Annotated in this window: 11 protein-coding genes; 4 read left to right on the top strand and 7 right to left on the bottom strand. The window is 53.9% G+C overall.

The window, feature by feature from the left end:
- Nucleotides 1-139 precede the first annotated feature (139 nt).
- The 4 genes from ACGS9J_RS00005 to ACGS9J_RS00020 all read right to left on the bottom strand — a co-directional run bounded on the left by ACGS9J_RS00005 (nt 140) and on the right by ACGS9J_RS00020 (nt 5,669).
- Nucleotides 140-607, bottom strand: a complete 468-nt coding sequence (locus ACGS9J_RS00005; protein ID WP_442229948.1) for a class I SAM-dependent methyltransferase — start codon at nt 605-607, stop codon at nt 140-142.
- Between the two features lie 163 nt (nt 608-770).
- A complete protein-coding gene (locus ACGS9J_RS00010) occupies nt 771-3,878 on the bottom strand; it encodes an efflux RND transporter permease subunit (RefSeq protein WP_442229067.1) in 3,108 nt (1,035 codons plus the stop codon).
- Entirely contained in the window at nt 3,875-4,981 is a 1,107-nt protein-coding gene (locus tag ACGS9J_RS00015; protein ID WP_442229068.1) for an efflux RND transporter periplasmic adaptor subunit, read from the bottom strand. The genes ACGS9J_RS00010 and ACGS9J_RS00015 overlap by 4 nt, the downstream gene beginning before the upstream one ends.
- A 73-nt stretch (nt 4,982-5,054) precedes the next feature.
- Entirely contained in the window at nt 5,055-5,669 is a 615-nt protein-coding gene (locus ACGS9J_RS00020; RefSeq protein WP_442229069.1) for a TetR/AcrR family transcriptional regulator, read from the bottom strand.
- A gap of 563 nt (nt 5,670-6,232) precedes the next feature.
- On the opposite strand from ACGS9J_RS00020, the gene ACGS9J_RS00025 reads away from it, so the two are divergent.
- The 3 genes from ACGS9J_RS00025 (at nt 6,233) to tehA (ending at nt 10,113) form a co-directional block, all read left to right on the top strand.
- On the top strand, nt 6,233-6,700 hold the full coding sequence (locus ACGS9J_RS00025) for a DUF2946 domain-containing protein (RefSeq protein WP_442229070.1): 468 nt from the start codon (nt 6,233-6,235) through the stop codon (nt 6,698-6,700).
- A gap of 243 nt (nt 6,701-6,943) precedes the next feature.
- Nucleotides 6,944-8,998, top strand: coding sequence for a TonB-dependent copper receptor (locus ACGS9J_RS00030; protein WP_442229071.1), 2,055 nt, complete (start codon nt 6,944-6,946; stop codon nt 8,996-8,998).
- A gap of 128 nt (nt 8,999-9,126) precedes the next feature.
- Nucleotides 9,127-10,113, top strand: a complete 987-nt coding sequence (gene tehA, locus ACGS9J_RS00035; RefSeq protein WP_442229072.1) for a dicarboxylate transporter/tellurite-resistance protein TehA — start codon at nt 9,127-9,129, stop codon at nt 10,111-10,113.
- Nucleotides 10,114-10,131: 18 nt separating this feature from the next.
- Here tehA and ACGS9J_RS00040 read toward each other — a convergent pair whose 3' ends face one another.
- The gene (locus ACGS9J_RS00040) at nt 10,132-11,028 is read right to left on the bottom strand and encodes a LysR family transcriptional regulator (RefSeq protein WP_442229073.1); all 897 of its coding nucleotides are present in this window, start codon (nt 11,026-11,028) and stop codon (nt 10,132-10,134) included.
- Nucleotides 11,029-11,113: 85 nt separating this feature from the next.
- On the opposite strand from ACGS9J_RS00040, the gene ACGS9J_RS00045 reads away from it, so the two are divergent.
- Nucleotides 11,114-11,887 carry an NAD(P)H-dependent oxidoreductase gene (locus tag ACGS9J_RS00045; RefSeq protein ID WP_442229074.1) on the top strand — a complete coding sequence of 258 codons (774 nt, stop codon included), beginning with the start codon at nt 11,114-11,116 and terminating at the stop codon, nt 11,885-11,887.
- 43 nt (nt 11,888-11,930) lie between these two features.
- Here the strand turns inward: ACGS9J_RS00045 and ACGS9J_RS00050 are convergent, their stop codons facing one another.
- On the bottom strand, nt 11,931-13,385 hold the full coding sequence (locus ACGS9J_RS00050; RefSeq protein WP_442229075.1) for an FAD-binding oxidoreductase: 1,455 nt from the start codon (nt 13,383-13,385) through the stop codon (nt 11,931-11,933).
- Nucleotides 13,386-13,454: 69 nt separating this feature from the next.
- Nucleotides 13,455-14,240, bottom strand: a complete 786-nt coding sequence (locus ACGS9J_RS00055; protein ID WP_442229076.1) for an SDR family oxidoreductase — start codon at nt 14,238-14,240, stop codon at nt 13,455-13,457.
- Nucleotides 14,241-14,624: the final 384 nt, after the last annotated feature.

Below are 14,624 nucleotides of genomic sequence, written 5' to 3' on the forward strand. Positions count from 1 at the left end.
ATACACAATTTAAATTACAGTCTCCATGGACATTTGAACTTTGCCCCACCCCGGACATCTCTACTTAGCCTTGACATAGATAAGGTTATGTGGAATCTGAGGCTTTGGCCGTTATCATGGGCCTGATCTGCATTCTGTCTCAGATCGTGCTTTGCGCCAGCCACACTGTTCGTCCGCGGCATTCCGGATCTTCTAAAACCATCTTCACAACGCGAAAACTATTCTCGTGCAGCAATTGTCGATACTCTGCAGGCGCCAGGCTCGAATGATACAGTGCCTCTCCTTCAAATGTGCCAATCGCTTCGCCATCACTTGTGCCACTGGTAAACATCAATGCTGCTTTGCTGCCAGCATGCTTGCGGAAAACTTTGAACATCTGACGTTGGTCATTACGAGTAAGATGAAAGAAACTGTCCCAGGCAATCAGCCCACCAAAGGTTTCATCCAATGCCAACTCTCGCATATCTGCCACGCGCCACTGTTGCTGCGGAAATGTCTTCAAGCATGAGCCGATCATCGATTTTGAGCTATCAATCCCCAATACGCCAAAACCTTGTCTATTCTTTTTGATCGCGCTACGTGAAATCTGATAAGACCAGCACTCCATGAACCTTACAGATTTCATCAGAATGCATCGTTTAAAGGTCAAAAATTCACTCTTCTGGCCCCATTAGGTGACGTTGTCACCCATGATCACTCGTAGCAAGACAAAACCGAAACCACAGACCATCGCCATGCGACGACAGTCTGTGGTGAGATTAAATCTCCCGTTACTCCTCCAGAATTGGCTTGGCCGAGGCCGGCCTTTCGTTCCGCTGTTGTTGTTCAGGACGTATCTTGAACCAGATAGCATACATTGCGGGCAGGAATACCAACGTGACTATGGTGCCGCCAAATGTTCCGCCGATCAGCGTATAAGCCAGCGTTCCCCAGAACACGGAGTGCGTCAGCGGGATAAACGCCAGAATAGCGGCCATTGCCGTGAGCAATACCGGCCGAGCGCGCTGCACTGTAGCTTCGATCACCGCATGGAACGGCGCCAACCCATCTCGTTCGTTATGATGGATCTGTCCTATCAGGATCAAGGTGTTACGCATCAGAATACCTGACAGCGCAATCAGGCCCACAAGCGCATTGATACCAAACGGCTGGTTGAACAGCAGCAATGTCGGTACTACCCCAATCAACCCCAGCGGCGCGGTCAGGAACACCATCACCATCGCCGACATCGAGCGCACTTGCAGGATGATGATCAACAGCGTCATGGCAATCATGATGGGAAACAGCGGCACCATTGCCCCGGTGGCTTTTGCTGATTCTTCAATTGGCCCGGCCTGCTCAATACGATATCCGGCCGGTAATGTGTCGATAACGGGTTGCAACTGTTTCAGGATCGCCGTCGATACATCCGGCGGTTGCAGGTTTTCGGCAATATCACCGCGAACGGTTATTGTCGGGGTACGATCACGACGGCGTAAAATAGGGTCTTCCATTTGAACGCCAACATCCCCTATCTGTGATAAAGGAATACGCTGCCCGGCAGAGCCAACCAGGGTGAAGCCGGCTATTTTTTCAGGATCGAGCCGGATATTCCCCGCAGCGCGCCCCATAACCTGTACCGAACGGATATCTTCACGCACAGAGGTGATCGGAACGCCCGAGAGCAGGAACTGAAGCTGCTGCGCGACGGCATTTGATGTCAATCCTACCGCTTGAAGCCGGTCCTGATTGAGCGAAAAATGCAGCGTCGGCACCTTCGGCCCCCAGTCGGTATTGACGGTTCTCATCATCGGACTGCCCTGCATCACCTTTTCTACTTTGCCCGCAATCTCGCGGAGCTGAACCGGATCCGGCCCCATGATACGGTAAGCCACCGGATAGGGTGAGTTAGGACCAAACACCAGTTGAGTTACGCGAACCATAGCTTCGGGAGCCAGGCCCTCGGCAGCGACTTCACGAAGTCGGAACTTCAGCGCCTCACGCGCTTGCGGGGTATCCGTCAGTACAACAATTTTTGCAAACGACGGATCGGGCAGCTCTGGCGCCATGGCCAGGAAAAAACGGGGGGAACCTTGGCCAATGTACGACGTAACGATTTTGGCCTCTTTCTGCTTTCTCAACCAGTCTTCTATCTTCGCCGTGGCCGCACTGGTTTGCTCAATGGAAGTTCCATAAGGCATCTGCACTTCTACCAGTACCTCGGGGCGATCGGAGGTCGGGAAAAATTGTTTTTTCACCAGTCCCATCCCCAGGATCGCGACCGCAAAAAGGGTTATGACTGTGCCCGCCACCATCCACTTACGGGCAATGACGTACGTCAGCAATCGCCGAAAGCGGTTGTAATGGCGGGTGTTGTAGATGGCCGCGTGCCCACCCTCAACCTTTTTGATGTTCGGCAACATTTTCACGCCCAGATAAGGCGTAAACACCACTGCCACCACCCAGGAAGCAATCAGGGCGATGCCCACGATCCAGAACATGTTGCTGGTGTATTCGCCGGCGGTAGACTGCGCAAACCCGTTGGGCATAAAACCCACGGCCGTCACCAGAGTCCCGGCCAGCATTGGCGCCGCCGTGTGGCTCCAGGCATAGGCCGAGGCTTTGATACGGTCATAGCCCTCTTCCATTTTCACCACCATCATTTCGATGGCGATGATCGCATCATCGACCAGCAACCCAAGCGCCAGGATCAACGAACCCAGGGTAATGCGGTCAAAGTTTTTACCGGATGCCTCCATCACGACAAAAACGATAGCCAATGTCAGCGGCACTGCCGCCGCAACCACCACCCCTACGCGCCACCCCATGCTGACAAAGCAGACCACCATCACCACGAGCAGCGCGACGAAGAATTTGATCATGAATTCGTCGACGGACGAACTGATGTTTACTGATTGATCTGTGACTTTCGCAAGCGTCATACCAAGAGGCATACCCTCATTGATTTTGACCGTCTCGGCGTCCAGCGCCTTGCCCAAATCCAGCCCGTTCCAGCCCTCACGCATCACGATGCCCAGCAACAGCGCAGGTTCTCCCTGGTTGCGTACCAGAAAAGTCGCAGGATCTTCATAGCCACGCTCTACCGTCGCGATGTCCGAAAGCTGCAGGGTCCTGCCCTGAACGACGATCGGCGTCTCGCGAATTTTTTCCAGTTTGTCGAAGGCTCCCTCCAGTCGCAGGAACACCTGCGGTCCGTGGGTGTCAATCGAACCGGCAGGCGTCAGGACGTTCTGACTGTTCAACGCCGCGAAAATATCCTGTGGCGAAACGCCCAGCGTCGCCAGTCGATCATGCGAGAAGGAGACAAAAATACGTTCCGGCTGTTCACCGATAATATTGACCTTTTTCACGCCAGGAACGTGCAACAGACGCTGACGCAACTTTTCGGCATCGCGGACCAGCAAACGCTGCGGTTCCCCTTTCGCCTTCAAAGCAAAAAGGGCAAAGGTTACGTCGGAGAATTCATCGTTGACCATCGGCCCAATCACGCCAGTCGGCAGGTTTTTGGCCTCATCACCGAGTTTCTTGCGCGCCTGATAAAACTCCTCCTGCACTTGTGAAGGCGGTGTACCGTCCTGCAATGACAACTGGGTAAAAGCCAGGCCGGGACGCGTGTAAGTCTCACTGCGATCGTACCACCTGAGCTCCTGCATCCGTTTTTCCAATGGCTCGGCCACCTGATCCTGCATTTGTTGCGCGGTCGCACCCGGCCAGGCAGAAACAATGGTCATCTGTTTGACCGTAAAGGGGGGATCTTCTGCCCGTCCCAATTCAAAGAACGAGAGAATGCCGGCAACGGCAATCAAGAGGATTAGGAACAGCGTGATTGAACGCTCGCGGACGGCGAGCGCCGAAAGATTGAACCTGCCTTCGCTCATGGCTGGCTCCCTGAATCGCCGGCATCACTTTGAGCCAGTCGAACCCTTTCACCCTCATGCAGCAGATGCGCCCCCAGGGCTACCACCTGTTCCCCTGGGTTGAGGTTACCCGTCACCTTTGCGGTGTCGTCACTCAGGCCAAGCAACTGTACGGGGTGCCATAACACCTTGGCCGGCTTGCCTGAAATTCCCCAGACACCCGGCCCTTTGCCTGGGTCGTAGATAGCCGCCAAAGGCACCTGCAGTATCTGGCCCGATAAGTTATTTTCGGCAATATGGAGCGTCACGGTGGAGCCGAGCGGCGCGTTCGCCAGCGCCCCCTCAAGCACATATCGGGCTTCAAAGGTGCGCGTCAAAGGATCCGCGGCGTCGGAAAGCAGGCGTAGTGTCGCAGGAACCGGCTGTTTATCGGTGCCGTAGAGCGTTGCCCTGGCCTCGCTTCCGACTACAGGCCGCAACGTCTCGGGCAATTGTACGATGGCTTCACGCTGTCCTGCTCTGGCCAATCTGACTACGGCCTGCCCTGCACTGACTACCTGGCCGGGCTCGGCCAGCGTATCCATTATCACGCCATCCGCATCGGCAAGCAGCACGGCATAACCCGTTGCGTTTTGCGACACGTTTGCCTGCGCCTGGGCGGCGCTGAGTTCCGCTTTGGCCGTATCCGCTGCGGCCTTGATCTGATCGTAGGCTGATGCAGAGACTGCACCTGTCGCCACCAGGCCGCGATAACGAGCTTCATCCGAAGCCGTCTGTCTGGCTCGTGCCCGGGCCGCCGCGACGCCCTGCTGCTGTGCTTGCGCCTGAAGGCTCAAGTCAACGGGATCCAAACGCATCAATGGCTGACCGCGCTTCACGGTCTGGCCAGCATCCACCAGCCGTTCAAGAATTTTTCCTTGAACTCTAAAGCCAAGATCGCTTTGCGTTCGGGCGACTACAGTACCGGTGAATGCGCGGGCGGCATCAACAGCACTCGCCACGATTGCAGTCCTCACCAATGGAGGTTGACTACGAGGATCATCTACGCCGGAAGCGTCGCCACAAGCCGCCAGGGCGAGCGGGAACAGGCAAACAGCAAAGGAGACAGGTTTAAGCCTGAGCATGGGTTTCCTTGAACATTTAACAGAACAGTACCCGCATACTCATTCAAGTGACCAATTAAGTCAATAGTCACTACTATGGTGATAAGCTTCTCAGGATTAATGATGACAGCAGCACGGCCGCTGATGATGCCGTTTCCAGGTTATATTGCAGCTGTAAAGGGCAAATATAAGGCCGCATCACCAGGAAAATCGCCTCTGCCGTCTCATCCAGCGGAGTTTTTCGTTCAAACTCACCGGCCTGCCGACCTTCATGAATGATTTGCTGTATCAATTGACGAAGTCGCTCCTGATACGCCGCTGCTGAAGGCCAGTGCTCTCGGGATGCCACGGCAGCAATGTCATAAAGCTTGCGATCGTGAAAAAACAAATCACTACCGGCTTCAGTCAGTGCCCTGAATAAACGTCGCAGTTTTTCAGACGCAGTGGGTACATCGGCGAGTTCCTGATAAACAATCTCCGAGATGGTGGCCAACCTGTTGGCGCAGATAACCTCCCCAATAGCCTGCTTGGAATCGAAAAATTTATAGATATAGGCTTTGGAGAAACCTATAGCCTTGGCCAAATCGGACACGGTGGTTTTTTCGTAACCAAAATGGCTAAAGTGCTCGGTGGCGGCCTCTACAATCTGGTCACGAACATTATGGTCAGAAGGGCCTCGTGACAGGCTATCGTTTGTCTTTTTAGTCATTATACCAGCTTAGCTCAATGAGCCTTGATTGACAACGAGTGACCAATCGGTAATTGGGTCACAATTAAAATTCCACTATCAAGGCGATACCATAACTCATCAGGAATACTGATCGCGAATTTGCCGCCAAACTTGTGATGGTTTCCCCCTTCGAGACCAACATTCCTGACTCGCCGTGGCATGCTCCCTTCGGTGCGGGCGCTGATTGATTTCCTGTCCGAAAGTTTACCCTTGGTAGCGGTACATGAATCACCCTATTAATTAAAATAATCATTATTTAATCATGCCGGCTCAAAATACGTACTGAAAGCGTTATTATCTCATCGGCATGGTCGATAATATTCTCATCGAACCATCAAACTTTGTTGATATAACACCAGAGTTACCGATGGGGTTATTTACCGTCATGACGAAAATATATCCGAAGGGTTAAAATGGTTGATAATGTGAGACGAATGGTCACTCCCTTTATCAATAGCCTAACCAGGCATAAAATGTTTTAACATTTGCTGCATAAAACAGTACAATTCAATCCGTTAATTTCGCCCTGTTTTAGGATATATGTGTCGTTAATTCGGACTGCCACATCGCGAAGCCATCTTCCGGCCTGTTTGGGGATTTTTGCGATACTGATGTTGTTCATTGCCCCGGTGATCTCTCGATCGCTGGAGCATGCACGTGTCGGACAGTCTGAAACAACCGCCATGGCGGACTGCGGTATGGATATGTCTGCGCATCGGCATCACCAACCGCCGTCGGAGCCCGTCGGCAAGGCCAGTACGCAAAGCATGACCATGGCCATGCAGACCGGCAGCCATAACATGGCGATGATGATGGACGACAGCGCCTGTGGCTATTGCGTATTGCTGATCCATGTACCGCTGTTGGACTTAGCCTCTGCGCCGTTATTCTGGTCTGGTTCGCTGTTATCGCGTGCTCCGCCAACGCATTATATCTTCCCGTTATTCGCCCGTGTGATCCACTCTGAATCTCAGCCCCGCGCGCCTCCGGCATCACTTCCTCTGATTTAAAAATTAATCGACTGTAGTCAAATTATTCCTGTTGAGACTATTCAACCAGGCGGTTTACTCACGCCCGTCGGAATTTGACACTGCTTTCAATAAGCATCGCAACCCTACAGGCATTATTTTCGTGCCTTGCCTGGGCAATGCATTTATTAACGGCGGCATTATGCTCCGGGATTGGCTGCGCCTAAATCACCGCCGGTTGCGATGTGAAGCTATTTTTAGCGTCAAAATTTACATTAAGGAACGATGATGTTCGGAAAAACCAGGAACTATAAAAAACGCCCTCTGTCCCTGCATATCACGGCGGCGATGCCGCTGTTTGTCCTGACGGCCTTCAACGCCCACGCGGCGGAACAACACCAGCATGATGTTGCGGTGAAAGCCAACGACGGCGACGTGATCACCGTGACGGCGCCGCTCTACTCGCCGATGACCATAGTGACGTCACCGAAAACCCCGCGCCAGCCGGTACCGGCCAGCGACGGTTCGGATTATCTGAAAACCATTCCGGGTTTTTCGCAGATCCGTAACGGGGGCACCAATGGCGATCCGGTGTTTCGCGGCATGTTTGGCTCCAGGCTGAAAATCCTGACCGACGGCGGCGAAATGCTGGGTGCCTGTCCTTCCCGCATGGACGCCCCCACCTCCTATATTTCACCGGAAAGTTACGATCTGCTGACCATCACCAAAGGCCCGCAAACCGTGCTTTGGGGCGCAGGCTCCTCAGCCGGCACGGTGCGCTTTGAACGAGAACGTCCACGCTTTGATCAACCCGGCATTAAAGGCAATGCCAGCCTGTTGGCCGGTTCCAACGGCCGTTGGGATGAGAACATCGATGCCAGTCTTGGCGGCGAGCAAGGCTATCTGCGTCTGATGGGCAACAAATCGCGTTCTCACGATTACCAGGACGGTAACAGCGATCGCGTGCCTTCACGCTGGGACAAATGGAACGGTGATCTGGCGCTGGGCTGGACGCCAGACAGCGATACGCTGCTGGAAGTGACCATGGGCCGGGGTAACGGCGAAGCGCGTTATGCCGGCCGCAGCATGGATGGCTCGCAGTTCAAGCGTGAAAGCCTGGGGATGCGGGTAGAAAAATCCAACCTTGGCGAGGTGCTGGATAAGCTCGAAGCGCAGGTGTATTACAACTACGCCAACCACATTATGGATAACACCACCCTTCGCTCTCCCGGCCAAGGCGGCATGGCGATGGGACACATGGGGATGCCCATGCATGCCGGTATGACGATGCAACTGGATCGCCGTACCGTCGGTGGCCGCGTGATGGGCACCTGGCTGTGGCAAGATTTCAAACTGGAAAGCGGTATGGATACGCAAACCAACACCCATCGCAATAAACAGGGCAATGCCTGGCAAGAGGATGCGCAGTTCCATAACTACGGCGCTTTTGGCGAGCTGACCTGGACCGCGACCGAACAAAGCAAAGTCATCAGCGGCGCCCGTCTCGATCGCACCCTGGTGGATAACTATAAATCCGGCAACGATACCGAGCGCTCCGACACCCTGCCCAGCGGCTTTACCCGCATTGAGCATACGTTGGCGGGCATGCCGCTGATGGTCTATGCCGGGATCGGCTATACCGAACGTTTCCCCGACTATTGGGAGCTGTTTTCGCCGACGTTCGGGCCTGGCGGCAGCAAGAGTCCGTTTGACAGTGTGAAGAGTGAAAAGACCACGCAGATCGATATCGGCGCCCAATATACCGACAAGCGCTTTAACAGCTGGGTGTCGGCTTATGTTGGCCATGTGAATGACTTTATCTTGTTCAAATACGATCCGCACCACGCCCGCATCAGCCAGGCCGATAACGTCAACGCCACCATTATGGGCGGTGAAATGGGCATGGGTTATCAACTGGCCGAACACTGGAAGACCGATGCCAGCCTGGCTTATGCCTGGGGCAAAAATACCAGCGACAACCAGCCCTTGCCGCAGATCCCGCCATTGGAAGCCCGCCTGGGCCTGACTTACGAGCGCGGCGACTGGAGCGGCACCGGCCTGTGGCGACTGGTCAGCAGCCAGCACCGGGTGGCCATCAATCAGGGCAACGTGGTAGGCAAAGACTTTGCGGATAGCCCGGGCTTTGGCGTGCTTTCCGCCAATGTGGCGTACAAGGTTAGCCCGCAGGTTAAACTCAGCACCGGGCTGGATAACATCCTCAATAAAACCTACAGCGAACACCTGAATCTGGCGGGTAACAGCACCTTCGGTTATTCGTCGAATACCTCGGTGAACGAGCCGGGCCGCACCCTGTGGGCCAAGGTCAATATCACCTTCTAAACACTCGCGGGCGGTGGTGACACTGCCCGCAAACCACCCCATCGAAGATGACCCTCCCCTGGGTTCTATTGCGCCTGCCCGCCAAACTCGCTAAGATCGTTTAAAATATATTTTAAACTTTAAACAAAATGAATAATTCTACTCTGAATGATAACCCCCGCTTTCTTGATTTACCTGCGGGGTATTTCGGTATGGTGTTAGGCACCATTGGCTCGGGGTTTGGCTGGCGTTATGCCGCCACTATCTGGCCGGTCTCTCCGCTTATCGGTGAAGGCTTGGTGGCGATTGCCATCCTCCTGTGGTTACTGCTGGCCAGTGCTTTTTTGTACCGTTTACTGCGTTTCCCCCACAGTGTAAAAGCTGAAATCGAACATCCGTTAATGAGTAGCTACGTCAGTTTATTTCCAGCGACCACGATGCTGGTCGCCATTGGCGTTGCGCCCTGGTGGCGTTCACTTGCCGTGGCACTGTTTATTTGCGGTGCCGTGGCGCAGCTGAGCTATGCCGCCTGGCAAAGTGCCGGCCTGTGGCGTGGCGCACATCCTGTTGAAGCCACTACCCCCGGGCTTTATCTGCCTACGGTCGCCAATAACTTTATCAGTTGCATGGCCTGCGGCGCTTTGGGGTACCACGATCTGGGCCTGCTGTTTCTGGGAGCCGGCATCCTGTCCTGGCTGAGTCTGGAACCTGCTATCTTGCAAAGGATGCGCAACCAGGGGGAAATGCCTGCACCGGTCAGACTGTCCCTCGGCATACAACTGGCGCCGGCGCTGGTCGCTTGCAGTGCATGGCTGGCAATCAATGGCGGTGAAGCGGATGTGCTGGCAAAAATGCTTTTTGGCTATGGCCTGTTGCAGCTTTTGTTTATCATCCGCCTGCTTCCCTGGTATCTGAAAGGGCCTTTTAATGTCTCATTCTGGAGTTTTTCATTCGGACTATCCGCCCTTGCGACTACCGCTTTGCATCTGGGCCATGAAAGCCACGGGGGAATTCTGGCCACACTCGCGTTGCCACTTTTTGTCTTCAGCAATGCCCTGATTGGCTTGTTATTGATCCGTACGCTGAGGTTGTTATTCACGGGCAAGTTACTCAAATACAGCCGGTCGCGTAACTGAGCGCCGGGCTAAAATGACTTAGGCGACCGACGCAACAATATGCTCTCGCAGCCATTGATGCGCCGGATCGCGGTGGGCACGCTCATGCCAAAGCATGGTCATTTCGAAGCCCGGCAGCTCAATGGGCGGCTCCACCACCTGCAAGGCGTTGTTGTTGCGCACCAGACGTGAAGGCAGCATGGCCACCAGCTCTGAATTTGCCAGCACCGACATTACAAACAGGAAATGCGGTACCGAAAGCACCACTCGCCGGGTCAAACCCGCTTCTGCCAGCACTTTGTCGGTGATCCCAAAAAATCCCCCGCCGTCCGGCGAAACCATCACATGTTCCAGCTCGCAAAACTGAGCCAGTGACGGCGGCTTTTGCAAGCCAGGGTGCCCTGCACGCCCGACCAGGACATAGCGTTCACTGAACAAAGTGCGTTGCCGCAAATTGGGCGGCGCACCTTCACGCGTATGAAAGGCCAAGTCTATCTCACCCTGTTCCGCCTGTTTGGCGATGTGCGAAGGCACCGTCTCAATCACCGCCAGTCTGCTGTGCGGTGCTGCCGCACGTAGCCCGATCAGCGCCGGTTGAACAATGGTCGACTCACCATAGTCGAAAGCCGCTACGCGCCAGGTATGGTCGGCCAACTTGGGATCGAAGGGATCGGAAGGTGACACCGCACGTTCCAGTGCTTCAAGCGCCAACCGCAATGGCTCGCGCAACTCGTCGCCGCGTGCGGTGGGCCGCATTCCTCGTGGCCCCGGCAGCAGCAAAGGGTCGTTAAAAATGTCCCTGAGTTTGGCCAGATGCACGCTGACCGAAGGCTGCGAGAAGTTTAAGCGCTGCGCCGCCCGGGTCACATTGTGCTCAGAAAGCAAGGCGTCCAGCGTCACCAGCAGGTTGAGATCCAGCCGTCGGATATTATTCATGCTAATACCTGTAATATTAGAAATTCATTTCTAATATACCTGACAACCCCCTAACCTGCCTTTATCAATCAATGGAGGTCCCGCTATGAATGTTTTACTGGTCTATGCCCACCCTGAACCGCAATCATTGAATGGTTCACTCAGGGATTTTTCAGTGCAGCGGCTGGAAGCCGCCGGCCATGTGGTCCAGGTATCCGATCTGTATGCCATGCAATGGAAAGCCACGCTCGACGCTAACGACAGCACGGCACAGCCAGGCGCCCGCTTCGATCCTTCGCTCGATTCCCAACAGGCTTTTGCTCAGGGTTTGCAGAGCAAAGATATTGAACTCGAGCAGGAAAAGCTGCTCTGGGCCGATACGGTGATCCTGCAGTTCCCGCTGTGGTGGTTTTCGATGCCGGCCATCCTTAAAGGTTGGGTAGAACGCGTCTACGCCTACGGATTTGCCTATGGCGTCGGCGAGCACTCTGATTCACATTGGGGAGATCGCTATGGTGAAGGCACTCTTGCCGGCAAACGCGCGATGCTGATTGTCACCACCGGCGGATGGGAATCGCATTATGCCGCGCGCGGCATCAATGGCCCGATTGATGACATTTTGTTCCCTATCCAGCATGGGATCCTGCATTACCCCGGTTTCGATGTGCTGCCGCCCTTCGTTATTTATCGCACCGGACGGGTCGATGAAGTGCGTTATGCCGAGGCCTGTAACGCGCTGGGCCAACGCCTTGACGAGCTGGAGCACACTGCGCCCATTCCCTTCCGCCGGCAGAATGCGGGCGAGTACGAGATCCCGGCGCTGACCCTGAAACCCGATGTTGCACCGGGACGTATAGGCTTTAGTGCGCATATCGAATAAGTATCCTGATACCAAGGCCCGGCGAACCGGGCCAAAGGCAAGATTACTTCTCCAGAGGATAAATGGTGCCGGCGTTCATGATGCCGTTCGGATCGTAGACCTCTTTCAACGCCTTAAGGATGTAATAAGCGCTGCCGTGCTCCTCCTGGGTCCAATGTGTACGATGCTTGCCGATACCGTGGTGATGCACCATTGAACCGCCCTGTTTAAGGGTTTCTTCGACGATAATCTTGTTCAACGGATTATGGTACTTGTCGATCTCCTCTTCCGGTTTGCAATCCACCACGTTGTAATCGTAAACGAAGTACATATTGGTGCCATTGATGTAACTGTGGGACGAATGCCCGCCCAGCATGGTGATGTCATCGACATGCTGGAATTCCGCCCGTATCCGGCGGATCACGTTCTCATAAATGGCATGAATACTCGCCCAGTCGCTGGAAACCTCGGTGGTGAACCCCATATTGTTGGTTTTCATGATCTGCAAGCGTTCCGCCGCCACCTTCTCCGGCCCCCAGTTCAGGTTATTGAACCATTGCTCGATCAGTTTACTGTCCACTTTATGGCATTCGGCATGGCGCTGCACAATCGCCTCAATACCCGCACCTGTAGCCTGCGCAATACCCTTTGCCCCTTCGGCCATAAAGATCAGCACGCATTTACCCTCGGCAAAGTGGGTAAAATGCTGGGTGCCGTCCTCGGCGTCGTACAGACGGGCAATCGATGGGCGATAGCCATCCACCATCACCTCCCGCAGAATATCGAAGCCGGTTTGCATATTGTCTAGGGTATAACCGTAGAACAGGTTATTTTCCGGCGTGTATTTGAAAATCTTCACCGTCACTTCGGTAATGAAGCACAGTGCCCCTTCGTTGCCGATGATCACGTGGCGAATATCCGGCCCGGCTGCCCGGCGCGGCACATTTTTGATCCGCGTAATGGTTCCATTAGGGAAGACGGCCTCCAGCCCGACCACCATATCTTCGATTGCCCCGTACAGCGTAGAGAGCTGGCCGATACTGCGCGTCGCGACCAGCCCCCCCATTTGCGCCAGCGGTTTGGACTGTGGCGAATGCCCGGTGGTGTAACCCTGAGCCCGCAGTTGGTTCTCCAGCACTTCCAGCGACACGCCGCACTGGGCCGTGGCCTGCATATTGCGAATATCGATGTTGATGATCTGGTCCAGGCCCGAGCCATCGAGCACCACCGAGTTTTTGATTACTGTCTCCAGCCCGCCTTCGGTGGCGGAAGCCCCGGTGCGCGGCACGCAATTGATGCGATGCTGGTTCATAAATTTCAGCACGTCCGCCACCTGCTGGGTATTCTCCAGCTTTACCACGGCGGCCGGTAACGGCAGGGTGAAAACACCGTGAATATCGGCATATTTACGGAAACGGTCCACACTATTCTTTTTCAACGTTTCTTCGTCGGTAATGACCCGTGCCGGGCCCAGGATTTCTTTTAAATGAGTGACAATAGCTTCACGAGTCAGAGACATGATTACTCCTTCCTGATAATAAGAATATAAAAAGTGTTGTTGAGATAGCACGGGGAATACCCCGCTTATTTAACGAACCAGATACCCGCCATCCACCACCAGCAAATGACCATTAACATAATTGGATGCCCTGCTGGCTAAAAATACCATTGCCCCCATTAAATCTTGTGTGTCACCCCAACGGTTGGCCGGAATATGTTCCAATACACGCCGATTGGTTTCCGGATTGCTTCGGGTTTCTGCGGTAATATCGGTAGCATAATAACCCGGAGCAATACCATTGACCTGAATATTATATTGGCCAAGTTCATCGCAATAAGCCTTGGTAAAACCGGCCAGAGCATGTTTAGTGGCGGAATAAGCCGGTGACCATTGCCCGCCGAGGTAAGAAAAGAGCGAGCAGATATTGATGATTTTACCCTGTTGGTTGGGGATCATCACTTTGGCGGCTTCGTAGCTCATTTCAAAGGCGGCGGTCAGATTGATGTCGATCATCGGATCCCAGTCACCACGGCCAAAATCCAGTACCTTATTCAGTTTGCAGATGCCTGCATTGTTAACCAAAATATCCACGGAACCGAAGTCTGCCAGGCATTGGGCGATCACCCGCGCCGGAGCGCCTTTCTCGGTGATATCCACCTGCATAAACTCCACGCGCACACCCTGCTGCTCAATGATTTCGCGGGTTTGCCCCTGATCCATCACGAAGCTGGGAATAAAAAGATTCGCTCCGGCCTTGGCCAGCGCCACGGCAAACGCCTGCCCCAGGCCACTGTTGCCGCCGGTGACAATGGCCGTTTTCCCCTTCAGTGAGAAGAAATCCAGTGAGAACGCATTCAACGCATCTAGTGACATGTCCTGACTCCTTAGCCTGGAAAAAATGCAAAAAAAATGAGAAAAGTAAGCTCCTCTGCGCTTGGCAAAGAAGTTACTTTTCTCATCGGCTCTAGTAACTGAGAAGCAAGCTAACATGTCCACTCCGTGCTGTTCCGTGATTGACTTCACAAAATCATTTTATGCTAAAAATACCGCAATAATAAAAAACTCATCTCCCTGGTGAATTAGTTTACGATAAATCTCAGTAAATCCTCATTTTAGACTTTTGTGATAATAATCACGGATATTATTCCCGACGCCGTGCTATTTGTTAGTGCAGTTACTGAATGAGCCCAAGAGAAAAGTAACTTCCCGTTCTGCGGGGAGCTTGCTTTTCTCTTTTTTTGTTTGACAATTTAACGG

It is taken from the genome of Serratia quinivorans (assembly GCF_052113645.1).
Classification (GTDB): Bacteria; Pseudomonadota; Gammaproteobacteria; order Enterobacterales; family Enterobacteriaceae; genus Serratia; species Serratia quinivorans_B.

Excerpts from the sequence above, each read along its gene's own strand:
- ACGS9J_RS00005 (WP_442229948.1), bottom strand. The coding sequence starts at position 607 with ATGGAGTGCTGGTCTTATCAGATTTCACGTAGCGCGATCAAAAAGAAT.
- ACGS9J_RS00010 (WP_442229067.1), bottom strand. The coding sequence starts at position 3,878 with ATGAGCGAAGGCAGGTTCAATCTTTCGGCGCTCGCCGTCCGCGAGCGT.
- ACGS9J_RS00015 (WP_442229068.1), bottom strand. The coding sequence starts at position 4,981 with ATGCTCAGGCTTAAACCTGTCTCCTTTGCTGTTTGCCTGTTCCCGCTC.
- ACGS9J_RS00020 (WP_442229069.1), bottom strand. The coding sequence starts at position 5,669 with ATGACTAAAAAGACAAACGATAGCCTGTCACGAGGCCCTTCTGACCAT.
- ACGS9J_RS00030 (WP_442229071.1), top strand. The coding sequence starts at position 6,944 with ATGATGTTCGGAAAAACCAGGAACTATAAAAAACGCCCTCTGTCCCTG.
- tehA (WP_442229072.1), top strand. The coding sequence starts at position 9,127 with ATGAATAATTCTACTCTGAATGATAACCCCCGCTTTCTTGATTTACCT.
- ACGS9J_RS00040 (WP_442229073.1), bottom strand. The coding sequence starts at position 11,028 with ATGAATAATATCCGACGGCTGGATCTCAACCTGCTGGTGACGCTGGAC.
- ACGS9J_RS00045 (WP_442229074.1), top strand. The coding sequence starts at position 11,114 with ATGAATGTTTTACTGGTCTATGCCCACCCTGAACCGCAATCATTGAAT.
- ACGS9J_RS00050 (WP_442229075.1), bottom strand. The coding sequence starts at position 13,385 with ATGTCTCTGACTCGTGAAGCTATTGTCACTCATTTAAAAGAAATCCTG.
- ACGS9J_RS00055 (WP_442229076.1), bottom strand. The coding sequence starts at position 14,240 with ATGTCACTAGATGCGTTGAATGCGTTCTCACTGGATTTCTTCTCACTG.